We start from the raw sequence: 23,941 nt of genomic DNA, 5'->3' as shown, positions 1-23,941 counted from the left end.
GGAGAGTTGTTATGAGTCGCAAAGGATCTGAGCGTAGCAGCCTCTCAAATCCCTACGTCGGTATTAACCGAATCAGGTTCGACGGGTTTATCTCAGCCTTTTGCAGGCACCCCGTTGAGAACGGCTCATTCTAGACATTTCGACGCCAGGGGGAAAGCGTCACAGCGTCGGCGGCGCGAACCAGGCGGATTTAAAGTCGAACCAGCCGAGGGTGTTAAGCCGCACGCCGCGCATGCTGCGCTGGCCTTCCAGCAGCAGCCAGTGATGGAACAGCGGATGCAAACCGCCCGCGTCCAGCAGCCGCTTGCTCCATTCGGCGAGCGGCAGCGCTTTGCGCCGCCAGCGCGCGGCGTCCTCTTCCCAGTCGAGCGGCAGACAGTGATGTAGCAGCGGGATCTCGTAGAGCTGGGCGAACAGCGCATACTCCAGCGGCAGAGTGAAGTTGACGCTGCCGAGCCAGACGTCGCTCTCCGCCTCGCCCTGATGCCAGGTTTCGTAGTCGACCTCGCGGGTAATCAGCTGCACCTGATGCTGCGCCAGCAGCGGACGCAGCGCGCTGGCGATGCCGTGATGTTCCACATGCTGGCTGTACCAGGTCAGCGTCAGGCGCTCCAGCCCCGCCGGCTTCTCCACCGGCGTCAGGTCGCGGCGGTGATGCCAGCGCGGCAGCAGGCCGTAGGCGGGATACCAGTAGCGCTGATAGCCCATCTCTGCATGGTTGAGCAGGGCGATGGGATTGAGCAAATAGCCGAGCCAGCGGCGGATGGCCGCGTCGCGACCTGTCGCGGAGCGCTGGTCGAACAAGAGGAAATAGCAGCCCTCTTCAAGGCGGCTCTCTTCTGATTTTTCATCCTCGCCGTCGCCCTGCAGCCGCACGCCGGAATAGACCAGCTCGTCGCTGATCTCCGGCAGCACCCAGATAGAGACGTCGTCGATCAGCGCGCGAAAGCCGAAGTAGTCGTCGAACGCTTCGATTTTCAGCTGGCTCTGCTGGTTGCGCACCACGCGATAGGGGCCAGTGCCGACGGGCTGGCGGGCAAAGTCGCGCATCTGCGGCCACTCGCGCGGCAGGATCATCGCGCTGACGCTGCCGAGCAGCCACGGCAGCCAGCTGTCCGGTTCGCTGAGGTGGATATCCAGCGTCCAGGGCGCGGGCGAATCAATCTCACGGATATGGGAGAAGAGCGGCTGCGGTCGCAGGCGCTCCAGGCTTGAAATCACGTCCGCCATCTCCAGCTCGCGGCCGTGGTGAAAGCGGATCGCCGGGCGCAGGTAGAAGCGCCAGTGCAGCGGCGAGATCGCCTGCCAGTGATGGGCGATATCCGCTTCGATTTCCCCGTTTTCCTCATTTATACGCGTCAGGCCGTTGAAAATTTGCCGCGCCAGATGGGTTTCCGAGCGACGCAGCGGCGAGCCAGGCAGCAGGTTGAGCAGCGGCCGGTAGTAGAGCACGCGCAAAATATGTTTGCCCTGACGAAAGCTGCGGCCAAGGTGGGCGCGGATCATCTGGCGCACCTCCGCCTTGTCGCCGACCAGCTGCACCAGCTGATCGATGCGATCCTGCGCCAGCAGATCTTCGGCGCGCTCCTGCTGCAGCGCCAGCCCGGTGTAGCAGAAGCTGAGCTGCGAGCGCTTGCCGCGTCCCGCCTCGGCCTGCCAGGTGAGCCAGCCCGCCTCCTGCATCGCATTGAGCAGGTTGCGCATATGGCGACGCGAACAGTGCAGCCGCTCGGCCAGCTCGCTCAGCGTGACCAGCTGGCTCTCGCCCTGACAGCTTTGCCACAGGCGGATGAACTGCTGCTTAAGGCGCGATGAGGACATAAAAGAGGAACTCCTTGTGAAAAGCGCTCAGTTTTTCCTGCCTCATATTACGGGCAAACTTAGCACTATTGGAAGAGCGGGAGGCATTCAGCACTGAATGGCGCTCGACCATGATGCCGCTGCGGCGGGATCTTTTCTGAGTAGGGTGCAATTACACCGCCAGCAGCGATTTTCTCTGCTGGCTTTTTTCTGTTGCGCTAGAATCCTTTCTCTTGTTTTTCCTGCTTTATCACCTGAAAGGGATGTCGCTATGAAGTCGCTGTTAACCCGGACGCGCCGTATCAATCCGGTCTTTCTCGCTTTTATGGCGGCCTCTTTTATGATCGGCGTCGCCGGCGCGCTGCAGGCGCCAACGCTGAGCCTGTTTCTGACGCGCGAGGTGCAGGCGCGCCCCTTCTGGGTCGGGCTGTTTTTCACCGTCAACGCCATTGCGGGCATTGCCGTCAGCATGCTGGTGGCGAAGCGCTCCGACAGCCGCGGCGATCGCCGCACGCTGATCCTCTTTTGCTGTGTGATGGCCTTTTGCAACGCGCTGCTGTTCGCCTTTACCCGCCACTATCTGACGCTGATCACCCTGGGCGTGCTGCTCTCGGCGCTGGCCAGCGTGTCAATGCCGCAGATCTTTGCGCTGGCGCGCGAGTATGCCGACCAGTCGGCGCGCGAAGCGGTGATGTTCAGTTCGGTGATGCGCGCGCAGCTGTCGCTCGCCTGGGTAATCGGTCCGCCGCTGTCGTTCGCCCTGGCGCTTAACTTCGGCTTCGTGACGCTGTTTCTGGTGGCGGCCGCGCTGTTTCTGGTCTGTATTGTGCTGATCAAATTCACCCTGCCGTCGGTGCCGCGCGCCCAGCCGCTGATGAGGAGCGGCGGCATGCCGCTGAGCGGCTGGCGCGACCGCGACGTGCGCCTACTGTTTATCGCCTCGGTGACGATGTGGACCTGCAACACCATGTATATCATCGATATGCCGCTCTACATCAGCGTGACGCTGGGGCTGCCGGAGAAGCTGGCGGGGCTGCTGATGGGCACCGCTGCCGGGCTGGAGATCCCGGTGATGCTGCTGGCCGGGCACTACGCGAAGCGCGTCGGCAAGCGCAATCTGATGCTGATCGCACTGGCGGCGGGCATTCTGTTTTATGCCGGGCTGGTGATGTTCGCCTCGCAGACCGCGCTGATGGCGCTGCAGCTGTTTAACGCGGTGTTTATCGGCATTATCGCCGGCATCGGCATGCTCTGGTTTCAGGATCTGATGCCGGGCAGGCCTGGGGCGGCGACCACGATGTTCACCAACTCGATTTCCACCGGGATGATTCTGGCAGGCGTGATTCAGGGCACGCTCAGCGAGCGCTTCGGGCATATTGCGGTGTACTGGCTGGCGCTGGGGCTGGCCGTCGCGGCGTTCGCCATGTCGGCGCGCGTGAAGAACGTATAAAAGAGAAGGGCGACGCGGTGGTCGCCCTTAAACAGGACCGGTGCTAACGAGGGTGGCATGGGCCGATCGCAAAGGCGCTCAAGGCATCCATGCTCGCTCGGCCCGCGACATCCCTGTCGCGGGACGCTTTGCTCTTCTGCCCATGCCACCCTCGTTTTGACTTTAGTGCTGTCTGGAAGTAAGCCTTAATTCAGAAACGCAGGCTGGCGCTGTTCGTAGTCGGTAATCGCCGCTTCGTGCTGCAGCGTCAGGCCGATGCTGTCGAGACCGTTCAGCATGCAGTGACGGCGGAAGCTGTCGATCTCAAACGAATAGACCTTGTCGCCCGCCGTCACCGTCTGCGCTTCCAGATCGACGGTAAAGCGGATGCCCGGCTGCGCCGCCACCAGCTGGAACATCTCGTCGACCTGCTCATCGCTGAGGCGCACCGGCAGCAGCTGGTTATTAAAACTGTTGCCGTAAAAAATGTCGGCGAAGCTCGGCGCAATCACCACGTGAAAACCGAAATCGGTCAGCGCCCAGGGCGCATGCTCGCGCGAGGAGCCGCAGCCGAAGTTTTCACGCGCCAGCAGAATGCTGGTGCCCTGAAATTCCGGCTTGTTCAGCACAAAGCTGGCGGTCGGCACGGTGCCAGCGTCATCGTCGAAACGCCAGTCGTGAAACAGGTGCGCGCCAAAGCCGGTGCGCGTCACCTTCTGCAGAAACTGTTTAGGAATAATGGCGTCGGTGTCGACGTTCGCCGCGTCCAGCGGGGCGACGATGCCGGTGTGCTGAGTAAATTTATTCGCCATGATCAAGCTCCTGTCAGTTCACGGATATCGGCAAAGTGGCCGGAAACAGCCGCTGCGGCGGCCATCGCCGGGCTAACCAGATGGGTGCGTCCGCCACGGCCCTGACGACCTTCAAAGTTACGGTTGCTGGTCGAGGCGCAGCGCTCGCCTGGATTCAGACGGTCATTATTCATCGCCAGACACATTGAGCAGCCCGGCAGGCGCCATTCGAAACCGGCTTCGAGGAAAATCTTGTCCAGACCTTCCGCTTCCGCCTGCGCTTTCACCGGACCGGAGCCTGGCACCACCATCGCCACCACGCCCGGCGCGACCTTGCGTCCTTTGGCGATGGCCGCTGCGGCGCGCAAATCTTCGATGCGCGAGTTGGTGCAGGAGCCGATAAACACCTTGTCGATCGCCACGTCGGTCAGGCGAATGCCCGGCTGCAGATTCATATAGGCCAGCGCCTTCTCGGCGGAGGCGCGCTCGACCGGATCGGCAAACGAGGCTGGATTGGGGATCAGCTGATCCACGGCGATCACCTGGCCCGGGTTGGTGCCCCAGGTCACCTGCGGCGCGATGTCGGCGGCGTTCAGCGTCACCACGGCGTCATAGTGCGCGCCTTCGTCCGACTTCAGGGTGCGCCAGTATTCCACCGCCTGCTCCCACTTCTCGCCCTGCGGCGCGAACTGACGACCTTTCAGGTAGTTAAAGGTGGTGTCGTCCGGCGCCACCAGGCCCGCTTTGGCGCCCATCTCGATAGCCATATTGCACAGCGTCATACGGCCTTCCATGCTCAGCGCTTCGATAGCCGGGCCGCAGAACTCCACTACGTGGCCGGTGCCGCCCGCGCTGCCGGTTTTACCGATAATCGCCAGCACGATATCTTTGGCGGTGATGCCCGTTGCGGCGTCGCCCAGCACTTCAATTTTCATGGTTTTGGCACGACCCTGCTTCAGCGTCTGGGTGGCGAAGACATGCTCCACTTCCGAGGTGCCGATGCCGAAGGCCAGCGAACCGAATGCGCCGTGGGTCGCGGTGTGCGAATCGCCGCAGACGATGGTCATGCCCGGCAGCGTCATGCCCTGCTCAGGCCCAATAACGTGCACGATGCCCTGGAACGGGTGGTTCAGGTCATAGAGCTGCACGCCGAACTCGGCGCAGTTCTTGATCAGCTCCTGCATCTGGATGCGCGCCATCTCGCCGGAGGCGTTGATGTCTTTGGTCTGGGTCGAGACGTTGTGATCCATGGTGGCGAAGGTCTTCGACGGCTGACGCACCTTGCGGCCGTGGGCGCGCAGACCGTCAAAGGCCTGCGGCGACGTCACCTCGTGGATCAGGTGACGATCGATATAGAGCAGCGGCGTCTCGTTGGGCGCTTCGTGAACGACATGTGCATCAAATAACTTCTGGTATAAAGTTTTCATTATTTTATTTTTCCTCGGCGATAAAGCGGGCAATGATGCTGCCCATCTCATCAGTGGAGACGGCAGGGCCGTCACCGGCCAAATCTCGGGTGCGATAGCCTTCTTCCAGCGCGCGGCTGATGGCGCGCTCGATGCTGTCGGCGGCGGCGTCGGCATTCAGGCTGTAGCGCAGCAGCAGCGACAGCGACAGGATCTGCGCCACCGGGTTAGCGATATTCTGCCCGGCGATGTCCGGCGCGGAGCCGCCTGCTGGCTCATACAGGCCAAAACCCTCTTCGTTCAGGCTGGCGGAGGGCAGCATGCCCATTGAGCCGGTGATCATCGCGCATTCGTCAGAGAGAATGTCGCCGAACAGATTGGAGCAGAGCAGCACGTCGAACTGCGACGGGTCTTTGATCAGCTGCATGGTGGCGTTGTCGATGTAGATATGGCTCAGCTGCACGTCGGGGTAATCTTTCGCCACTTCATTGACGATTTCGCGCCACATCACCGAGGTCTGCAGCACGTTGGCTTTGTCGACAGAGGTGACTTTATTGCGACGCTTGCGCGCCGACTCAAAGGCGATGCGGGCGATGCGCTCAATCTCAAAACGGTGGTAAACCTCGGTGTCGAAGGCGCGCTCGTGCGGACCGCTGCCTTCACGGCCTTTCGGCTGGCCGAAGTAAATGCCGCCGGTCAGCTCGCGCACGCACAGGATATCGAACCCTTTCGCGGCGATATCGGCGCGCAGCGGACAGAACGCTTCCAGACCCTGATAGAGCGCGGCCGGGCGCAGGTTGCTGAACAGTTTGAAATGCTTACGCAGCGGCAGCAGCGCGCCGCGCTCTGGCTGCGACGCGGGCGGCAGATGCTCCCATTTCGGACCGCCAACCGAGCCGAACAGAATGGCGTCGGCCTGCTCGCAGCCTGCGACGGTGGCAGGCGGCAGCGGTTCGCCGTGACGGTCGATGGCGATGCCGCCGACGTCATATTCGCTGGTGGTGATGCGCATATCAAAGCGGTGACGAATCGCGTCCAGCACCTTCATGGCCTGCGCCATCACTTCCGGGCCGATGCCGTCGCCAGGCAATACTGCGATATGAGAAGAGGTAGACATAGTTACACCGTTTCCTTCTGAAATTTGCGCTGCAGTTCTTTTTCAACTTCTTTGGCACGCCAGATATTGTTCAGGGCGTTCACCATCGCTTTGGCGGAGGACTCGACGATATCGGTCGCCAGGCCGACGCCGTGGAATTTGCGGCCGTTGTAGTTGACCACGATATCGACCTGGCCCAGCGCGTTCTCGCCGTGGCCTTTCGCCGTTAACTTGTAGTGCATCAGCTCAGCTTCAAAGCCGGTAATGCGGTTGATCGCCTGATAAACCGCGTCGACCGGACCGTTGCCGGTGGCGGCGTCCGCTTTGGTCTCTTCGCCGCAGCCCAGCTGCACCGAGGCAGTCGCCGTGACGCTGGTGCCGGTCTGCACGTTGAACTCGTTCAGCTGGAAATGCTCCGGCTCTTCATGCTGTTTGTTGATAAAGGCCAGCGCTTCCAGGTCGTAATCAAACACCTGGCCTTTTTTATCGGCCAGTTTCAGGAAGGCGTCATACAGCGCGTCCAGGCTGTAGTCGCTCTCTTTATAGCCCATCTCTTCCATACGATGTTTCACTGCGGCGCGGCCGGAACGCGAGGTCAGGTTCAGCTGGATTTTATGCAGGCCGATCGACTCCGGCGTCAGGATTTCATAGTTCTCGCGGTTCTTCAGCACGCCGTCCTGATGAATGCCGGAAGAGTGGGCGAAGGCGTTGGAGCCGACCACTGCCTTGTTGGCCGGGATCGGCATATTGCAGATCTGGCTCACCATCTGGCTGGTACGGTAAATTTCCTGATGCTGGATGTTGGTGTGCACGTTCAGGATCTGCTGGCGGGTTTTGATCGCCATGATCACCTCTTCCAGCGCGCAGTTGCCGGCGCGTTCGCCCAGGCCGTTCAGCGTGCCTTCGACCTGGCGCGCGCCGGCCTGCACGGCCGCCAGCGCGTTGCCGGTCGCCATGCCTAAATCGTCATGGGTGTGCACCGACAGGATCGCTTTGTCGATATTCGGCACACGGTTGATCAGCTGGCTGATGATGCTGGCGTACTCTCCGGGCAGGGTGTAACCCACGGTGTCAGGAATGTTGATGGTGGTGGCGCCGGCGTTGATCGCCGCTTCTACCACGCGACACAGGTCGTCGATCGGCGTGCGGCCGCCATCTTCGCAGGAAAATTCGACGTCGCTGGTATAGTTGCGCGCGCGCTTCACCATGTGCACCGCGCGTTCAATCACCTCAGGCAGGGTGCTGCGCAGTTTGGTGGCGATATGCATCGGCGAGGTGGCGATAAAGGTGTGGATACGATAGGCCTCCGCCACGCGCAGCGCTTCATAGGCGGCGTCGATATCTTTCTCGACGCAGCGCGCCAGTCCGCAGACCCGGCTGTTTTTAATGGTGCGCGCGATGGTCTGTACGGATTCGAAGTCGCCCGGCGATGAAACCGGAAAACCGACTTCCATCACGTCGACACCCATACGCTCCAGCGCCAGTGCGATCTGCAATTTTTCTTTCACACTCAGGCTGGCCTGTAATGCCTGCTCACCGTCGCGCAGAGTGGTATCGAAAATAATGACTTGCTGGCTCATCGTATTCATCCTTATGCGTTAACTTCACCGTGCAACGAGCATAAAAAAACCCGCGCAGGGCGCGGGTTTTTAACTTTCAGCAGGTTCGAATCAGTGTTTGATTCTGCCCACGAGTCTACCGCGCAAACTGAATGCGTTAAGTAGTAGACCGAGTAGGCGGAATGAATGAAACATGGATTCGAACCTCGTAAAATGTTGTGCTGCACATATTGGTACTGGAATCGGGTCGGGATGTCAACCATAAGTAAAAGGCTATTTTTGCCGGCGCATTAAGAAAAAAATCCTGTCATTTAGCGCTGCTCTGGTGAAACCGGCGAGGTTTGGCGACGCGCGCGGCGGCCAGCGTCGACCGCGACCGCAAAAGCGCAGGCTAAATATTTTATCTGTTTGAATTAAATGTGTTTATTTGATTGTTTTCACCTGATAGTAAAAAGCGTCGCGCGGTTTAGCGCGGAACAATATCGTGTGCTGGCTTTATTTCAGAGTTAATCACGCCAGAAATGAATCTCTCTGGCGGATTGTGAGCCAGCAGCAAAGAAATTAATTTTTTGTTATTTCTTATAACCCGCTAAAAATGTTTTCACCCCCAGCATTTTCTTCTACCTAAATCGCAGCGAATTAGATAAATCCTCGCGCAGATTTCTTATCGCGCAGAGCCTTTAAGGCCAGATTAGCGATAAGAGAGCCGTCTGACGTTTGCCTGCCAGGTTTTCTACGGTTATGGTAATCGACCAACTCTTAAAACAATCAACCAGACAGATTTCTCTGTATCTGGACAGCGTGAACCACCTTCGCTGTCTGCGCATAAACATAAGTTTTTGATATTAACTGGCGAATCAGAGCTGGATATCGGCGGCGCGCTGCAATGCGCAGGTTGCCGACCTCCGCTCCCCAAGCCTGGAGGCAGAAGATGGAGATGTTGTCAGGAGCCGAAATGGTCGTCCGTTCGTTAATCGATCAGGGCGTAAAGCAGGTGTTCGGTTATCCGGGCGGCGCGGTGCTGGATATTTACGACGCGCTGCAAACCGTGGGCGGAATTGATCACATACTGGTGCGCCACGAGCAGGGCGCCGTGCATATGGCCGACGGCCTGGCGCGCGCCACGGGCGAAGTCGGCGTGGTGCTGGTGACCTCGGGTCCCGGCGCGACCAACGCCATTACCGGGATCGCCACCGCCTATATGGACTCGATTCCGCTGGTGATCCTGTCGGGCCAGGTGCCTTCCTCGCTGATCGGCTACGACGCCTTTCAGGAGTGCGATATGGTGGGGATCTCCCGCCCGGTGGTGAAGCACAGTTTTCTGGTGAAGAGCACCGAAGAGATCCCGACGGTGCTGAAAAAAGCCTTCTGGCTGGCGGCCAGCGGGCGGCCAGGCCCGGTGGTTATCGATCTGCCGAAAGATATTCTCAATCCGGCCAACAAGCTACCCTACGTCTATCCGGACTCGGTGAGCATGCGCTCCTATAATCCGACCATTCAGGGGCATAAAGGACAGATCAAGCGCGCCTTAAACACGCTGCTGGCCGCGCACAAGCCGGTGATGTACGTTGGCGGCGGGGCGATCACCTCCTCATGCGAGGCGGAACTGCTGCAACTGGCTGAAACGCTGAACATCCCGGTGACCAGCTCGCTAATGGGGCTAGGGGCGTTTCCCGGCACCCATCGCCAGTCGGTGGGCATGCTCGGCATGCACGGCACCTATGAAGCCAATATGACGATGCACAACGCCGACCTGATCTTCGCTGTCGGCGTGCGCTTCGACGATCGCACCACCAACAATCTGGCCAAATATTGCCCGAACGCCACGGTGCTGCATATCGACATCGATCCGACCTCGATCTCGAAAACCGTCGCGGCGGACATTCCTATCGTCGGCGATGCGAAACAGACGCTGCAGCAGATGCTGGAGCTGCTGGCGCAGAGCGAGACAAAGCAGGAATTCGACAGCCTGCGCGACTGGTGGCAGAGCATCGAAGGCTGGCGCAGCCGTCAATGTCTGGCGTTCGACCGCAACAGCGACAAGATTAAGCCGCAGGCGGTGATCGAGACTATCTGGCGTCTGACCTATGGCGACGCGTATGTCACTTCGGATGTCGGTCAGCATCAGATGTTCGCGGCGCTCTACTATCCCTTTGATAAACCGCGCCGCTGGATCAACTCCGGCGGACTGGGCACCATGGGCTTCGGCCTGCCGGCCGCGCTGGGCGTCAAGATGGCGCTGCCGGAAGAGACGGTGATCTGCGTCACCGGCGACGGCAGCATCCAGATGAATATCCAGGAGCTCTCTACCGCGCTGCAGTACGATCTGCCGGTACTGGTGCTGAGCCTCAACAACCGCGTGCTCGGCATGGTGAAGCAGTGGCAGGATATGATCTATTCCGGCCGCCATTCGCAGTCTTATATGGAATCGCTGCCTGACTTCGTGCGCCTGGCCGAAGCGTACGGCCATGTCGGCATCGCGATTCAGCATCCTTCCGAACTGGAAGAGAAGCTGCAGCTGGCGCTGGACACGCTGGCGAAAGGGCGTCTGGTGTTCGTCGACGTTACCGTCGACGGCAGCGAGCACGTCTACCCAATGCAGATCCGCGGCGGGTCGATGGATGAGATGTGGTTGAGCAAAACGGAGAGGACTTAATTATGCGTCGTATTTTATCGGTTCTGCTGGAGAACGAATCCGGCGCATTGTCTCGCGTGGTGGGGCTGTTTTCCCAGCGCGGCTACAACATCGAGAGCCTGACCGTTGCGCCCACCGACGATCCAACGCTGTCGCGCATGACAATTCAGACCGTCGGCGACGAAAAAGTGCTGGAGCAGATTGAAAAGCAGCTGCACAAGCTGGTGGACGTGCTGCGCGTCAGTGAACTGGGGCAGGGCGCCTATGTCGAGCGCGAAATTATGCTGGTGAAGCTGCAGGCCACCGGCTATGGACGCGAAGAGGTGAAGCGCAGCGCTGAAATCTTCCGCGGTCAGATTATCGACGTGACGCCGACGCTGTACACGGTTCAGCTGGCGGGCACCAGCGACAAGCTCGACGCCTTCCTCAGTACGGTGCGTGAAGTAGCGGAAATCGTTGAAGTGGCGCGTTCCGGCATCGTCGGCGTGTCGCGCGGCGATCGCATTATGCGTTAATCACGCCAGGTGACTGTCTCTAACCCGGCGTAATGCCGGGTTTTTTTATTTTATGCGCTATGCAGGGATCGCTGTGAAAAGCGGTTGCTCGACGCACTATTCTGCTGTTAGATGTGACAAACGAGTTACCCTTAGCTTAGTTGCGGGCATCTGCCGCAGCTCGGCTTGCCGTGAAGTATGGAGTTATCGTGAAACTGGATGAAATCGCGCGTCTGGCAGGCGTGTCGCGCACCACGGCCAGTTATGTCATCAATGGCAAGGCGCGGCAGTATCGTGTCAGCGAAAAAACCGTCGAGAAAGTGATGGCGGTGGTGCGTGAACATAACTATCACCCTAATGCCGTGGCGGCGGGCCTGCGGGCCGGCCGCACGCGCTCTATCGGCCTGGTGATCCCCGATCTGGAGAACACCAGCTATACCCGCATCGCCAACTATCTGGAGCGGCAGGCGCGTCAGCGCGGCTATCAGCTGCTGATCGCCTGCTCGGAAGATCAGCCTGACAACGAGATGCGCTGTATCGAACATCTGCTGCAGCGTCAGGTGGATGCGATCATCGTCTCCACCTCGCTGCCGCCGGAGCATCCGTTCTATCAGCGCTGGATCCACGATCCGCTGCCGATTATCGCGCTGGACCGCGCGCTGGATCGTGAACACTTCACCAGCGTGGTTGGCGCCGATCAGGACGACTCTTTCACTCTGGCGGCTGAATTGCGTCAGCTTCCGGTGAAAAATGTGCTGTTTCTCGGCGCGCTGCCAGAGCTTTCCGTGAGTTTTCTGCGGGAAATGGGCTTCCGCGACGCCTGGAAAGCGGATCCGCGTCCTGTCGACTATATCTACTGCAACAGCTTCGAACGCACGGCGGCCGCGGCGCTGTTCGAAAAATATCTCGACGATCACGAGATGCCGGAGGCGCTTTTCACCACTTCGTTCGGCCTGCTGCAGGGCGTGATGGACGTGACGCTAAAACGTGACGGGCGCCTGCCAACCGACCTCGCGATCGCCACATTTGGCGACCACGAATTACTGGACTTTCTGGAGTGTCCGGTGCTGGCGGTTGGGCAGCGTCATCGCGACGTGGCGGAGCGCGTGCTGGAGTTAGTTCTGGCTTCGCTTGATGAACCGCGAAAACCGAAACCGGGATTAACCCGTATTCGACGTAATTTATTCCGTCGCGGTCAGCTGAGCCGCAAAGTTAAATAGCCAACAGGCAGCGACGCCGCTGCCCTTAAATTTTCTCGCATTAATGTTCGTCAATTTTTAGGGTAAAAAAGCGTAAATATGCGACACCTTACCTAACACATTAGCCGCGATGTGTTTGTAAAATGTCCAGATCTTGCGCTTGCTCACGGTGCTCGTCACGTAAGGTGCAGCGACGAGACGTTCAGAAATCCCCTAAAATGCAGCCCCTGTCTCAGAAACCGTGAAGAATATTCCCGCAGGCGGTCAGCTTTATTTTTAATCATTTTTTTAAGGCTTGCTGTTTTTATACCATTATTCATCAGGTTAATTTTTGAAATTGCCCTTTTCCCCGCTTTGTTGCTTTTCAATCAGCGAAATTACCCCTTGTAAATAGTTATATTCCCGCCGCGCTTCGGCTTGACAATGATTTCATCGCCTCCGTAAACTCGTGGCGTGGTAAAAAGTGGGATAAAGTGGTGAAAATGGGGAGCTGAGGGGAAGGCTGGCATGTTCCGTGGAGCAACGTTAGTCAATCTCGACAGCAAGGGGCGACTGGCCGTACCAACGCGCTATCGCGACCAGCTGATCGGGGAATCTCAAGGGCAGATGGTATGCACCATCGACCTTCATCAACCCTGCCTGCTCCTTTATCCCCTGCCCGAATGGGAAATCATTGAAAAAAAGCTGTCTCGCTTATCCAGCATGAACCCCGTCGAGCGTCGCGTTCAGCGACTGCTGTTAGGGCATGCCAGTGAGTGTCAGATGGATAACGCAGGCCGCTTACTGCTGGCGAATACCCTTCGTCAACACGCGCACCTGACGAAAGAAGTGATGCTGGTCGGCCAGTTCAACAAGTTTGAACTGTGGGATGAACAGACCTGGTATCAACAAGTTAAGGATGATATTGACGCAGAACAGTCGGCTCAGGAACCTTTATCTGAACGGTTGCAGGACTTGTCGCTATAGCTATGCAGGAAAATTTTAAACATACCACGGTGCTGCTGGACGAGGCGGTTAACGGCCTCAATATCAGGGAAGACGGCATCTACATCGACGGCACCTTTGGTCGCGGCGGACATTCGCGTTTGATTCTGTCGCAGCTGGGCGCGCAGGGACGGCTTATCGCCATCGATCGCGACCCGCAGGCTATCGCGGCCGCCGCCGAAATCACGGACCCGCGCTTCTCGATTGTGCATGGCCCTTTCTCCGCGCTGGCGGAGTATGTCGAGGCGCTGGAACTCAGCGGCAAAATTAACGGCATCCTGCTCGATTTAGGCGTCTCCTCGCCGCAGCTGGACGACGCGGAGCGCGGCTTCTCCTTTATGCGCGACGGACCGCTCGATATGCGTATGGATCCGACGCGCGGCCAGTCGGCGGCCGAGTGGCTGCTGCAGGCGGAAGAGGCGGATATCGCCTTTGTGCTGAAGACCTACGGCGAAGAGCGTTTCGCCAAACGCATCGCGCGCGCCATCGTTGAGCGCAATCGCGAGCAGCCGATGACGCGCACCAAAGAGCTGGCCGAAGTGATCGCCGCGGCGACGCCGGTGAAAGATAAATTCAAGCATCCGGCGACGCGCAGCTTTCAGGCGATCCGCATCTGGATCAACAGCGAGCTGGAAGAGATTGACACCGCGCTGAAAGGGGCGTTGTCGGCGCTGGCGCCGGAAGGGCGTCTGTCCGTCATCAGCTTCCACTCGCTGGAAGATCGCCTGGTGAAGCGTTTTATGCGCGACCAGAGCCGCGGCCCGCAGGTGCCGGCCGGCCTGCCGATGACTGAAGCGCAGCTGAAAGCGCTGGGCGGACGTCAGCTAAAGCTGCTCGGCAAAATGACGCCGGGCGAGGCGGAAGTGGCGGATAACCCGCGCGCGCGCAGTTCGGTATTGCGCATCGCTGAGAGAACCGACGCATGATCGGCAACGAACGTCACAGCCTGCCGGGCGTCATTGGTGGCGATCTGCTGCGCTTCGGCAAAATCCCGGTGATCCTGCTGATCGCCGTGCTGGTGTCGGCCGTGACGGTGGTCACCACGACGCACAAAACGCGTCTGCTGACCGCGCAGCGCGAGCAGCTGGTACTGGAGCGCGACGCGCTGGACATTGAATGGCGTAACCTGATCCTTGAAGAGAACGCGCTGGGCGATCATAGCCGGGTGGAGCGCATCGCCACCGAGAAGCTACAGCTGCAGCATGTTGATCCGTCACAGGAAAACATCGTGGTACAGAAATAAGGAACGCTAAATCGCAATGAGCGGCGCAAGCAAAACGCTGAAGGTGAGAAAACAGGAAGATAAAGCCAGCTTTGTAAGCTGGCGTTTTGCGTTGCTGTGCGGCTGTATTTTACTGGCGCTGGGCGGCCTGCTGTCGCGCGTCGCCTGGCTCCAGGTCATCAGCCCGGATAAGCTGGTGAAAGAGGGCGATCTGCGCTCTCTGCGCGTGCAGGCGATCCCAACCGCGCGCGGCATGATCAGCGATCGCGCCGGGCGTCCGCTGGCGGTCAGCGTGCCGGTCAACGCCATCTGGGCCGATCCGAAAGAGCTGCATGACGCGGGCGGCGTCACCCTCGACAGCCGCTGGAAAGCGCTCTCTGACGCGCTCTCTATCCCGCTCGATCAGCTGGCGACGCGCGTCAACGCCAACCCAAAAGGGCGCTTTATCTACCTGGCGCGCCAGGTCAGCCCCGCTATCAGCGACTACGTTAAAAAGCTCAAGCTGCCCGGCATCCATCTGCGCGAAGAGTCGCGCCGCTACTATCCGGCCGGTCAGGTGACCTCTCACCTGATCGGCTTTACTAATATCGACGGCCAGGGCATCGAAGGCATCGAGAAGAGCTTCGATAAGTGGCTGACCGGCGCGCCGGGCGAGCGTACGGTGCGTAAAGACCGCAACGGCCGCGTCATAGAAGATATCTCCTCTGTCGACAGCCGCGCCGCCCATAACCTGACGCTGAGCATCGACGAACGTCTGCAGGCGCTGGTCTATCGCGAACTCAATAACGCCGTCGCGTTCAACAAAGCTGAATCGGGCACGGCCGTGCTGGTGGACGTCAACACCGGCGAAGTGCTGGCGATGGCCAACAGCCCCGCCTACAACCCCAATAACCTCAGCAACACGCCGAAAGAGATGATGCGCAACCGCGCCATCACCGATATTTTCGAACCCGGCTCAACCGTGAAGCCGATGGTGGTGATGACGGCGCTGCAGCGCGGCGTGGTACGAGAGAACAGCGTCCTAAATACCGTGCCGTATCGCGTTAACGGTCATGAGATCAAAGACGTGGCGCGCTACAACGAACTGACCCTTACCGGGGTTCTGCAGAAGTCGAGTAACGTCGGTGTTTCACGACTGGCGTTAGCGATGCCCTCCTCAGCGCTGGTAGATACTTACGCGCGCTTTGGGTTGGGTAAACCGACCAATTTGGGGCTGGTCGGGGAAAGTAGTGGCTTATACCCTCAAAAACAACGGTGGTCTGACATAGAGAGGGCCACCTTCTCTTTCGGCTACGGGCTAATGGTAACGCCGTTACAGTTAGCGCGTGTCTACGCGACCATCGGCAGCTACGGCATTCATCGCCCGCTGTCGATCACCAAGGTCGATCCGCCCGTCGCGGGCGAGCGCGTTTTCCCGGAATCGCTGGTGAAAACCGTGGTGCATATGATGGAAAGCGTCGCGCTGCCAGGCGGCGGCGGCGTGAAAGCGGCGATTAAAGGCTACCGCATCGCGATCAAAACCGGCACGGCGAAAAAAGTCGGGCCGGACGGTCGTTACGTCAATAAATATATTGCTTACACCGCAGGCGTCGCGCCTGCCAGTCACCCTCGTTTTGCGCTGGTGGTGGTGATCAACGATCCCCAGGCCGGCAAATATTATGGCGGTGCGGTCTCCGCGCCGGTGTTCGGTGCCATCATGGGCGGCGTATTGCGCACCATGAACATCGAGCCGGACGCGTTGCCGACCAATGATAAAAACGAGCTGGCGACCAACAGAAGTGAGGAAAAAAGTGACAGATCGTAACCTGCGCGACCTGCTGGCCCCCTGGGTGCCAGGCGCGCCGGCGCGTCCCCTGGGAGACATGACACTGGACAGCCGTAAAGCGGCCGCCGGCGATCTGTTTGTGGCGGTCGCAGGCCACCACGCCGATGGACGGCGTTTTATTCCGCAGGCGATCGCGCAGGGCGTGGCTGCCGTGATTGCGGAAGCCGAAGGCGAAGCCAGCGATGGCGATATTCGCGAGATGCACGGCGTGCCGGTTATCTACCTGGCGCAGCTGCAGCAGCGGCTCTCCGCGCTGGCGGGACGTTTTTACGGCCAGCCGGGCGACAAACAGAAGCTGGTGGGCGTGACCGGCACCAACGGTAAAACCACCACGACGCAGCTGCTGGCGCAGTGGGCGCAGCTGCTGGGCGAAACCGGCGCGGTGATGGGCACGGTGGGCAATGGCCTGCTCGGACAGCTCAGCGCCACTGAAAATACCACTGGCTCGGCCGTCGACGTTCAGCATCTGCTGCACGAACTGGCGCAGCAGGGCGCGACGCTGACCGCGATGGAGGTCTCCTCCCACGGTCTGGTGCAGCACCGCGTGGCGGCGCTGCCGTTCGCCGCCGCGGTCTTTACCAACCTGAGCCGCGACCATCTCGACTATCACGGCGACATGCAGAGCTACGAATCGGCGAAAAAGCTGCTGTTCACCGAACATCAGGTCGGCGAAATGATCCTGAACGCCGATGACGAGGTGGGCCGCCGCTGGCTGGCAACGCTGCCCGACGCCGTCGCGGTGACCATGGAGAATAATCTCCAGCCGGGCTGCCACGGTCGCTGGGTGAAAGCCGAAGAGGTGACCTACCGCGACAACGGCGCGCATATTCGCTTTCGCTCCAGCTGGGGCGAAGGGGAGATTGAGAGTCGCCTGATGGGCGCCTTCAACGTCAGCAATCTGCTGCTCGCCTGCGCCACGCTGCTGGCGCTCGATTATCCGCTCGCCGATCTGGTGCGCACCGCGCCGCAGCTGCAGCCGGTGTGCGGCCGCATGGAAGTCTTCAGCGCGCCGGGCAAACCGACCGTGGTAGTGGATTACGCTCATACGCCGGACGCGCTGGAAAAAGCGCTGGAAGCCGCACGCCTGCACTGCAAAGGCAAGCTGTGGTGCCTGTTCGGCTGCGGCGGCGACCGTGATAAAGGCAAACGCCCGCTGATGGGCGCCATTGCCGAGCAGTTCGCCGACGTGGTGGTGATTACCGACGACAACCCGCGCAGCGAAGATCCGCAGGCTATCGTCAACGACATTCTGACCGGACTGCTTGAGCCGCATCGCGCGCGCGTCATGGCGGGTCGTGCGCAGGCGGTCACGCATGCCGTTTTGCAGGCGCAGCCTGACGACATCGTGCTGGTGGCGGGCAAAGGTCATGAAGATTATCAAATCGTGGGGCAGCGTCGTCTGGATTACTCCGACCGCGCCACGGTTGCCGCGTTATTAGGAGTCACGGCATGATCCCGGTTTCCCTTACCACTCTGGCTGAAATCAGCGGCGGCGCGCTGCACGGCAGCGACCTGACCCTGAACGACGTGACCACTGACACGCGCAAGGTGACGCAGGGCAGCCTGTTCGTCGCGCTGGTCGGCGAGCGCTTCGACGCCCATGACTTTGCCGCTGAGGCTATCGCCAGCGGCGCTCAGGCGCTGCTGGTGAGTAAGTATTTACCTGTCTCCGTGCCGCAGGTGGTGGTCGCCGACACGCGTATCGCCTTCGGCAAGCTGGCCGCCTGGGTGCGCCAGCAGGCGAAAGCGCGCGTGGTGGCGCTGACCGGCTCCTCCGGCAAAACCTCGGTCAAAGAGATGACCGCGGCCATTCTGCGCCAGTGCGGTGAGACGCTCTACACCGCGGGCAATCTCAACAACGACTTCGGCGTGCCGATGACGCTGCTGCGCCTGACGCCGCAGCATCAGTATGCGGTGATCGAGCTGGGCGCGAATCATCAGGGCGAGATCGCCTATACCACCGAGCTGACGCGTCCTGAGAGCGCGCTGGTGAATAACCTGGCGGCGGCGCATCTGGAAGGCTTCGGCTCGCTGGCGGGCGTGGCGAAGGCGAAAGGGGAGATCTTCAACGGTCTGCCGGCTAACGGCACCGCTATTCTTAACGCCGACAGCAACGACTGGCCGCACTGGCAGGCGAATCTGCACGGCAAACGCGTCTGGCGCTTTTCGCCGCAGGCCGCCGACAGCGACTTCGCCGCGCGCGATATCCGACTCAGCGTCGACGGCACCCATTTCACTATGCAAACGCCAGCGGGCGACATCGCCATTACGCTGCCGCTGCCGGGCCGCCACAATATCGCCAACGCGCTGGCCGCTGCGGCGCTGGCGCTCTCGGTGGATGCGCCGCTCAGCGCTATTCAAAGCGGCCTGAAAAACCTGCAGGCGGTGCCTGGCCGACTGTTCCCCATTCGCCTTGCCGAACATCAGCTGCTGCTTGACGACAGCTACAACGCCAACGTCGGCTCGATGACCGCCGCCGCGCAGGTGCTGGGCGAAATGCCTGGCTACCGCGTGATGGTGGTCGGTGATATGGCGGAGCTGGGCGAAGAGGCGGAGCAGTGTCATCGCGAAGTCGGCCTGGCGGCGAAAGCCGCAGGCGTCGATCGCGTGCTGAGCGTCGGCCTGCTGAGCGCGCTTATCAGCGAAAGCAGCGGCGTTGGCGAACATTTCAGCAACAAAACCGCGCTGACGGAACGTTTACGGACGCTGTTGTCCGAACATCGGGAATTAACCGTTTTGATTAAAGGTTCGCGGAGTGCTGCCATGGAGCAGGTCGTGCAGAACCTACAGGAGATGGGAACATGTTAGTCTGGCTGGCCGAACATCTGGTCGCTTTTTATTCCGGCTTCAACGTCTTTTCGTATTTGACGTTTCGCGCCATTGTCAGCCTGCTGACCGCGTTATTTATCTCTTTATGGATGGGGCCGCGCCTGATCGCCTGGCTGCAGAAGCTGCAGATCGGCCAGGTGGTGCGCAACGACGGCCCGGAGTCGCACTTCAGCAAGCGCGGCACGCCGACCATGGGCGGCATTATGATCCTCACCTCTATCACCGTGTCGGTGCTGATGTGGGCCTATCCTTCTAACCCCTATGTCTGGTGCGTGCTGGTGGTGCTGGTGGGCTTTGGCGTGATCGGCTTTGTCGACGACTACCGCAAAGTGGTGCGCAAAGACACCAAAGGGCTGATCGCGCGCTGGAAATATTTCTGGATGTCGGTGATCTCGCTGGGCGTGGCGTTCGCGCTCTACGCCGCCGGCAACGGCACGCCCGCCACGCAGCTGGTGGTGCCCTTCTTTAAAGACATCATGCCGCAGCTGGGGCTGTTTTACGTGGTGCTGGCCTACTTCGTGATTGTCGGCACCGGCAACGCGGTCAACCTGACCGACGGTCTTGACGGCCTGGCGATTATGCCGACCGTGTTTGTCGCGGCAGGCTTCGCGCTGGTCGCCTGGGCGACCGGCAACGTGAAGTTCGCTGAATACCTGCATATTCCCTATCTGCGCCACGCGGGCGAGCTGGTGATCGTCTGCACCGCCATCGTCGGGGCAGGGCTCGGCTTCCTGTGGTTCAACACCTATCCGGCGCAGGTCTTTATGGGCGACGTCGGATCGCTGGCGCTGGGCGGCGCGCTCGGCACGCTGGCGGTGCTGCTGCGTCAGGAGTTCCTGCTGGTGATCATGGGCGGCGTTTTTGTCGTTGAGACGCTGTCGGTGATCCTGCAGGTGGGATCGTTCAAGCTGCGCGGTCAGCGTATTTTCCGCATGGCGCCGATCCACCATCACTATGAACTGAAAGGCTGGCCGGAGCCGCGCGTCATCGTGCGCTTCTGGATTATTTCGCTGATGCTGGTGCTGATTGGCCTGGCTACGCTGAAGGTGCGCTAATTATGGCTGACTATCGGGGCAGAAAAGTCGTCATTATCGGGCTGGGCCTGACCGGTCTCTCCTGTGTTGATTTCTTTTTAGCGCAAGGCGTGACGCCGCGCGTGATGGATACCCGTGTGTCGCCGCCGGGGCTCGACAAGCTGCCTGCGCAGGTTGAGCGCTACACCGGCGGGCTGAACAGCGACTGGCTGCTGGCGGCGGATCTGATCGTTGCCAGCCCGGGCATGGCGCTGGCGCATCCCGCGCTCAGCGAGGCGGCGGACGCAGGCGTGGAGATCGTCGGCGACATCGAACTGTTCTGCCGCGAGGCACAGGCGCCGATCGTGGCGATCACCGGATCCAACGGTAAAAGCACGGTCACCACGTTAGTGGGCGAAATGGCGCGCGCCGCTGGCTGGCAGGTGGGCGTCGGCGGCAATATCGGTTTGCCGGCGCTGTCGCTGCTGAAGTCGCCCGCGCAGCTTTACGTGCTGGAGCTCTCCAGCTTCCAGCTGGAAACCACCTTTAGCCTGAAAGCGGCGGCGGCGACCATTCTCAACGTCACCGAAGATCATATGGATCGCTATCCGCTCGGCATGCAGCAGTATCGCGCCGCGAAGCTGCGCATCTATGAAAACGCGCGCGTCTGCGTGGTGAACGCCGACGATGGGATGACCATGCCGGTGCGCGGCGCCGACGCGCGCTGCGTCAGCTTCGGCGTCGATTTCGGCGACTACCACCTCAACCGCCAGCAGGGCGCGACCTGGCTGCGCGTGAAGGGTGAGAAGGTGCTGAACACCGATGAGATGAAGCTGGTGGGCCAGCATAACTACACCAACGCGCTGGCGGCACTGGCGCTGGCGGACGCCGTCGGGCTGCCGCGCGCCTCCAGCCTGGCGGCGCTGACCAGCTTTACCGGGCTGGCGCACCGTTTCCAGCTGGCGCACGAGGCCAACGGCGTTCGCTGGATCAACGACTCTAAAGCCACCAACGTCGGCAGCACCGAAGCGGCCCTGAACGGTCTGCAGGTGAACGGCCGACTCTGGCTGCTGCTGGGCGGCGACGGCAAATCCGCGGACTTCACTCCGCTGGCGCGCTACGTGCAGGACGAGAAGGTTCGTCTTTACTGCTTCGGCCGTGACGGCGACGCGCTGGCGGCGCTGCGCCCCGACAACGCCGTGCGCACCGAGACGATGGATCAGGCGATGGCGCTTATCGCGCCGCAGGTTCAGCCTGGCGATATGGTGCTGCTGTCACCCGCCTGCGCCAGCCTCGATCAGTTTCGCAATTTTGAACAGCGCGGCGACCGCTTCGCGCAGCTGGCGAAGGAGTTAGGCTGATGCGTATTCCTGGCGGCGGACTGATTGCCGGACTCTTCACCTTTATCGCCACGCGCCTGAAGGACTGGGTGATGGGCGCGCGCGAAAGCGACGACTCTGCGCTGGTGCTCTATGACCGCACGCTGCTGTGGCTCACCTTTGGCCTGGCGATCGTCGGCTTCGTGATGGTGACCTCGGCCTCGATGCCGGTCGGCCAGCGTCTCAACGACGATCCCTTCTACTTCGCCAAGCGCGACGCCTTTTATATTCTGCTGGGGCTCGGCATTGCGCTGGTCACGCTGCGCGTGCCGATGGATTTCTGGCAGCGCTACAGCAACGCAATGCTGCTGGCGACGGTGGTGATGCTGCTTATCGTGCTGGTGGTGGGCAGTTCGGTCAACGGCGCCTCGCGCTGGATCGCCCTCGGCCCGCTGCGTATTCAGCCTGCGGAGCTGTCGAAGCTGTCGCTCTTCTGCTATCTCGCCAGCTATCTGGTGCGAAAGGTGGAAGAGGTGCGCAACAACTTCTGGGGCTTCTGCAAACCGATGGGCGTGATGGTGGTGCTGGCAGTGCTGCTGCTGGCGCAGCCTGACCTCGGCACCGTGGTGGTGCTGTTCGTCACCACGCTGGCGATGCTCTTCCTGGCGGGCGCGAAGCTGTGGCAGTTCCTGGCGATCATCGGCTCCGGCATCTTCGCCGTGGTGCTGCTGATTATCGCCGAACCCTACCGTATGCGTCGCGTCACCTCGTTCTGGAATCCCTGGGAAGATCCCTTCGGCAGCGGTTACCAGCTGACCCAGTCGCTGATGGCCTTCGGCCGCGGCGAATTCTGGGGGCAGGGGCTCGGTAACTCGGTGCAAAAACTGGAGTATCTGCCGGAAGCGCACACCGACTTTATCTTCTCCATCATCGGCGAGGAACTGGGTTATATCGGTGTGGTTTTGGCTTTGTTGATGGTATTCTTCGTGGCTTTTCGTGCGATGTCGATTGGTCGCCGCGCACTGGAGATCGACCAGCGCTTTTCTGGCTTTCTCGCCTGCTCTATCGGCGTGTGGTTCAGCTTTCAGGCGCTGGTCAACGTCGGCGCGGCGGCGGGCATGCTGCCGACCAAAGGCCTGACGCTGCCGCTGATCAGTTACGGCGGCTCCAGTCTGCTGATTATGTCGACCGCCATCGTGTTTTTGCTGCGTATTGATTATGAAACGCGCCTGACCAAAGCGCAGGCGTTTACCCGAGGTGCCCGATGAGTGGGAAGCGTTTGATGGTGATGGCGGGCGGAACCGGCGGGCATGTTTTCCCCGGTCTGGCCGTTGCCCACTATCTGATGGAGCAGGGATGGCAGGTTCGCTGGCTCGGCACGGCCGACAGGATGGAAGCGGATCTGGTGCCGAAGCACGGCATCGACATTGAATTCATCCGCATTAGCGGGCTGCGCGGCAAAGGCGTTAAGGCGCTGCTGCTGGCGCCGATGCGTATTTTCAACGCCTGGCGGCAGGCGCGCGCCATTATGCGCGCCTGGCAGCCGGACGTGGTGCTGGGCATGGGCGGCTACGTGTCCGGTCCCGGCGGCCTGGCAGCCTGGAGCTGCGGCATCCCGGTGGTGCTGCACGAGCAGAACGGCATCGCCGGCCTGACCAACAAGTGGCTGGCAAAGATCGCCAGCAAGGTGATGCAGGCGTTTCCCGGCGCCTTTCCGCATGCGGACGTGGTGGGGAATCCGGTGCGCACCGACGTGCTGGCGCTGCCGCTGCCGGAGGCGCGTCTGACCAACCGCAGCGGTCCGATCCGCGTGCTGGTGGTCGGCGGCAGCCAGGGCGCGCGCGTGCTGAACCAGACGCTGCCGCAGGTGGCGGCCGCGCTGGGCGACAGCATTACGCTGTGGCATCAGACCGGCAAAGGCGCGCTGCAGGATGTGCTTAAGGCGTACCAGCAGGTCGGCCAGACGCAGCACAAGGTCACGGAGTTTATTGACGATATGGCCGCCGCCTACGCCTGGGCGGACGTGGTGGTTTGCCGCTCCGGCGCGCTGACCGTCAGCGAAATCGCCGCCGCCGGCCTGCCGGCGATTTTCGTGCCTTTTCAGCATAAAGATCGTCAGCAGTACTGGAATGCGCTGCCGCTGGAGAAAGCGGGCGCAGCCAAAATTTTTGAGCAGCCGCAGTTTACTGCGGATGCCGTGGCGGAGACGCTGCGCCGCTGGGATCGCCCAACGCTGTTGAGCATGGCGGAAAAAGCCCGCCAGGTGGCGATCCCCGATGCGACCGAACGGGTCGCGCGGGAAGTGGCGCGCGCCGCGAAATGAATAATCGGGTCAGCATG

General features: G+C 60.7%; 20 protein-coding genes and 1 riboswitch. Of the genes, 14 read left to right on the top strand and 6 right to left on the bottom strand.

Annotation, left to right across the window (positions count from 1 at the left end):
• Window positions 1–31: 31 nt before the first annotated feature.
• Window positions 32–124, bottom strand: a riboswitch (TPP riboswitch).
• A gap of 35 nt (window positions 125–159) precedes the next feature.
• Window positions 160–1,821, bottom strand: a complete 1,662-nt coding sequence (sgrR, locus tag MC269_RS15505; RefSeq protein WP_239952942.1) for an HTH-type transcriptional regulator SgrR — start codon at window positions 1,819–1,821, stop codon at window positions 160–162.
• 250 nt (window positions 1,822–2,071) lie between these two features.
• Between sgrR and MC269_RS15500 the strand changes: the two genes are divergently transcribed.
• Window positions 2,072–3,250, top strand: coding sequence for an MFS transporter (locus MC269_RS15500; RefSeq protein ID WP_239952941.1), 1,179 nt, complete (start codon window positions 2,072–2,074; stop codon window positions 3,248–3,250).
• 185 nt (window positions 3,251–3,435) lie between these two features.
• On the opposite strand, the gene leuD is transcribed toward MC269_RS15500, so the two are convergent.
• From leuD to leuL, 5 genes are all read right to left on the bottom strand, one after another.
• Entirely contained in the window at window positions 3,436–4,041 is a 606-nt protein-coding gene (gene leuD / locus MC269_RS15495) for a 3-isopropylmalate dehydratase small subunit (RefSeq protein ID WP_081138633.1), read from the bottom strand.
• Between the two features lie 2 nt (window positions 4,042–4,043).
• Entirely contained in the window at window positions 4,044–5,447 is a 1,404-nt protein-coding gene (gene leuC / locus MC269_RS15490) for a 3-isopropylmalate dehydratase large subunit (protein WP_239952940.1), read from the bottom strand.
• Window positions 5,448–5,451: 4 nt separating this feature from the next.
• Window positions 5,452–6,543 (bottom strand): 3-isopropylmalate dehydrogenase, encoded by a 1,092-nt coding sequence (gene leuB, locus MC269_RS15485; protein WP_081138628.1) that lies wholly within the window; start codon window positions 6,541–6,543, stop codon window positions 5,452–5,454.
• Window positions 6,544–6,545: 2 nt separating this feature from the next.
• Window positions 6,546–8,102 carry a 2-isopropylmalate synthase gene (gene leuA / locus MC269_RS15480; protein ID WP_239952939.1) on the bottom strand — a complete coding sequence of 519 codons (1,557 nt, stop codon included), beginning with the start codon at window positions 8,100–8,102 and terminating at the stop codon, window positions 6,546–6,548.
• 90 nt (window positions 8,103–8,192) lie between these two features.
• Window positions 8,193–8,276: a leu operon leader peptide gene (gene leuL, locus MC269_RS18875; protein WP_127908400.1), complete on the bottom strand. Its 84-nt coding sequence runs from the start codon at window positions 8,274–8,276 to the stop codon at window positions 8,193–8,195.
• A gap of 736 nt (window positions 8,277–9,012) precedes the next feature.
• Here leuL and ilvI point away from each other — a divergent pair.
• From ilvI to murG, 13 genes are all read left to right on the top strand, one after another.
• On the top strand, window positions 9,013–10,737 hold the full coding sequence (ilvI, locus tag MC269_RS15475; protein WP_239952938.1) for an acetolactate synthase 3 large subunit: 1,725 nt from the start codon (window positions 9,013–9,015) through the stop codon (window positions 10,735–10,737).
• Window positions 10,738–10,739: 2 nt separating this feature from the next.
• Window positions 10,740–11,231 carry an acetolactate synthase small subunit gene (gene ilvN, locus MC269_RS15470; RefSeq protein ID WP_081138620.1) on the top strand — a complete coding sequence of 164 codons (492 nt, stop codon included), beginning with the start codon at window positions 10,740–10,742 and terminating at the stop codon, window positions 11,229–11,231.
• A gap of 188 nt (window positions 11,232–11,419) precedes the next feature.
• The gene (cra, locus tag MC269_RS15465; protein ID WP_239952937.1) at window positions 11,420–12,430 is read left to right on the top strand and encodes a catabolite repressor/activator; all 1,011 of its coding nucleotides are present in this window, start codon (window positions 11,420–11,422) and stop codon (window positions 12,428–12,430) included.
• A gap of 486 nt (window positions 12,431–12,916) precedes the next feature.
• Window positions 12,917–13,375 (top strand): division/cell wall cluster transcriptional repressor MraZ, encoded by a 459-nt coding sequence (gene mraZ / locus MC269_RS15460; RefSeq protein WP_239952936.1) that lies wholly within the window; start codon window positions 12,917–12,919, stop codon window positions 13,373–13,375.
• 2 nt (window positions 13,376–13,377) lie between these two features.
• Entirely contained in the window at window positions 13,378–14,319 is a 942-nt protein-coding gene (gene rsmH / locus MC269_RS15455) for a 16S rRNA (cytosine(1402)-N(4))-methyltransferase RsmH (RefSeq protein WP_239952935.1), read from the top strand.
• Window positions 14,316–14,636: a cell division protein FtsL gene (ftsL, locus tag MC269_RS15450; RefSeq protein WP_081138610.1), complete on the top strand. Its 321-nt coding sequence runs from the start codon at window positions 14,316–14,318 to the stop codon at window positions 14,634–14,636. The genes rsmH and ftsL overlap by 4 nt, the downstream gene beginning before the upstream one ends.
• A 16-nt stretch (window positions 14,637–14,652) precedes the next feature.
• Window positions 14,653–16,419, top strand: coding sequence for a peptidoglycan glycosyltransferase FtsI (locus MC269_RS15445; protein WP_239952934.1), 1,767 nt, complete (start codon window positions 14,653–14,655; stop codon window positions 16,417–16,419).
• Entirely contained in the window at window positions 16,406–17,893 is a 1,488-nt protein-coding gene (murE, locus tag MC269_RS15440) for a UDP-N-acetylmuramoyl-L-alanyl-D-glutamate--2,6-diaminopimelate ligase (protein ID WP_239952933.1), read from the top strand. The genes MC269_RS15445 and murE overlap by 14 nt, the downstream gene beginning before the upstream one ends.
• Complete coding sequence (murF, locus tag MC269_RS15435; RefSeq protein WP_239952932.1) at window positions 17,890–19,248, top strand: UDP-N-acetylmuramoyl-tripeptide--D-alanyl-D-alanine ligase; 1,359 nt, start codon at window positions 17,890–17,892, stop codon at window positions 19,246–19,248. Before murE ends, murF begins: the two co-directional genes overlap by 4 nt.
• A complete protein-coding gene (gene mraY, locus MC269_RS15430) occupies window positions 19,242–20,324 on the top strand; it encodes a phospho-N-acetylmuramoyl-pentapeptide-transferase (protein WP_081138594.1) in 1,083 nt (360 codons plus the stop codon). The genes murF and mraY overlap by 7 nt, the downstream gene beginning before the upstream one ends.
• Window positions 20,325–20,326: 2 nt before the next feature.
• Window positions 20,327–21,643 carry a UDP-N-acetylmuramoyl-L-alanine--D-glutamate ligase gene (gene murD / locus MC269_RS15425; protein WP_081138592.1) on the top strand — a complete coding sequence of 439 codons (1,317 nt, stop codon included), beginning with the start codon at window positions 20,327–20,329 and terminating at the stop codon, window positions 21,641–21,643.
• Complete coding sequence (gene ftsW, locus MC269_RS15420) at window positions 21,643–22,869, top strand: cell division protein FtsW (protein WP_239952931.1); 1,227 nt, start codon at window positions 21,643–21,645, stop codon at window positions 22,867–22,869. The genes murD and ftsW overlap by 1 nt, the downstream gene beginning before the upstream one ends.
• Entirely contained in the window at window positions 22,866–23,924 is a 1,059-nt protein-coding gene (gene murG, locus MC269_RS15415; RefSeq protein WP_239952930.1) for an undecaprenyldiphospho-muramoylpentapeptide beta-N-acetylglucosaminyltransferase, read from the top strand. Before ftsW ends, murG begins: the two co-directional genes overlap by 4 nt.
• Window positions 23,925–23,941: the final 17 nt, after the last annotated feature.

The organism is Pantoea sp. Z09 (assembly GCF_022394795.1).
GTDB lineage: Bacteria > Pseudomonadota > Gammaproteobacteria > Enterobacterales > Enterobacteriaceae > Pantoea > Pantoea latae.
Note: the sequence above shows the minus strand (reverse complement) of the source record. Positions and strands in the feature narration are given on the sequence as shown.

Coding starts and splice junctions, on each gene's coding strand:
- sgrR (WP_239952942.1), bottom strand. CDS start 1,821: ATGTCCTCATCGCGCCTTAAGCAGCAGTTCATCCGCCTGTGGCAAAGC.
- MC269_RS15500 (WP_239952941.1), top strand. CDS start 2,072: ATGAAGTCGCTGTTAACCCGGACGCGCCGTATCAATCCGGTCTTTCTC.
- leuD (WP_081138633.1), bottom strand. CDS start 4,041: ATGGCGAATAAATTTACTCAGCACACCGGCATCGTCGCCCCGCTGGAC.
- leuC (WP_239952940.1), bottom strand. CDS start 5,447: ATGAAAACTTTATACCAGAAGTTATTTGATGCACATGTCGTTCACGAA.
- leuB (WP_081138628.1), bottom strand. CDS start 6,543: ATGTCTACCTCTTCTCATATCGCAGTATTGCCTGGCGACGGCATCGGC.
- leuA (WP_239952939.1), bottom strand. CDS start 8,102: ATGAGCCAGCAAGTCATTATTTTCGATACCACTCTGCGCGACGGTGAG.
- leuL (WP_127908400.1), bottom strand. CDS start 8,276: ATGTTTCATTCATTCCGCCTACTCGGTCTACTACTTAACGCATTCAGT.
- ilvI (WP_239952938.1), top strand. CDS start 9,013: ATGGAGATGTTGTCAGGAGCCGAAATGGTCGTCCGTTCGTTAATCGAT.
- ilvN (WP_081138620.1), top strand. CDS start 10,740: ATGCGTCGTATTTTATCGGTTCTGCTGGAGAACGAATCCGGCGCATTG.
- mraZ (WP_239952936.1), top strand. CDS start 12,917: ATGTTCCGTGGAGCAACGTTAGTCAATCTCGACAGCAAGGGGCGACTG.
- rsmH (WP_239952935.1), top strand. CDS start 13,378: ATGCAGGAAAATTTTAAACATACCACGGTGCTGCTGGACGAGGCGGTT.
- ftsL (WP_081138610.1), top strand. CDS start 14,316: ATGATCGGCAACGAACGTCACAGCCTGCCGGGCGTCATTGGTGGCGAT.
- MC269_RS15445 (WP_239952934.1), top strand. CDS start 14,653: ATGAGCGGCGCAAGCAAAACGCTGAAGGTGAGAAAACAGGAAGATAAA.
- murF (WP_239952932.1), top strand. CDS start 17,890: ATGATCCCGGTTTCCCTTACCACTCTGGCTGAAATCAGCGGCGGCGCG.
- mraY (WP_081138594.1), top strand. CDS start 19,242: ATGTTAGTCTGGCTGGCCGAACATCTGGTCGCTTTTTATTCCGGCTTC.
- murD (WP_081138592.1), top strand. CDS start 20,327: ATGGCTGACTATCGGGGCAGAAAAGTCGTCATTATCGGGCTGGGCCTG.
- ftsW (WP_239952931.1), top strand. CDS start 21,643: ATGCGTATTCCTGGCGGCGGACTGATTGCCGGACTCTTCACCTTTATC.
- murG (WP_239952930.1), top strand. CDS start 22,866: ATGAGTGGGAAGCGTTTGATGGTGATGGCGGGCGGAACCGGCGGGCAT.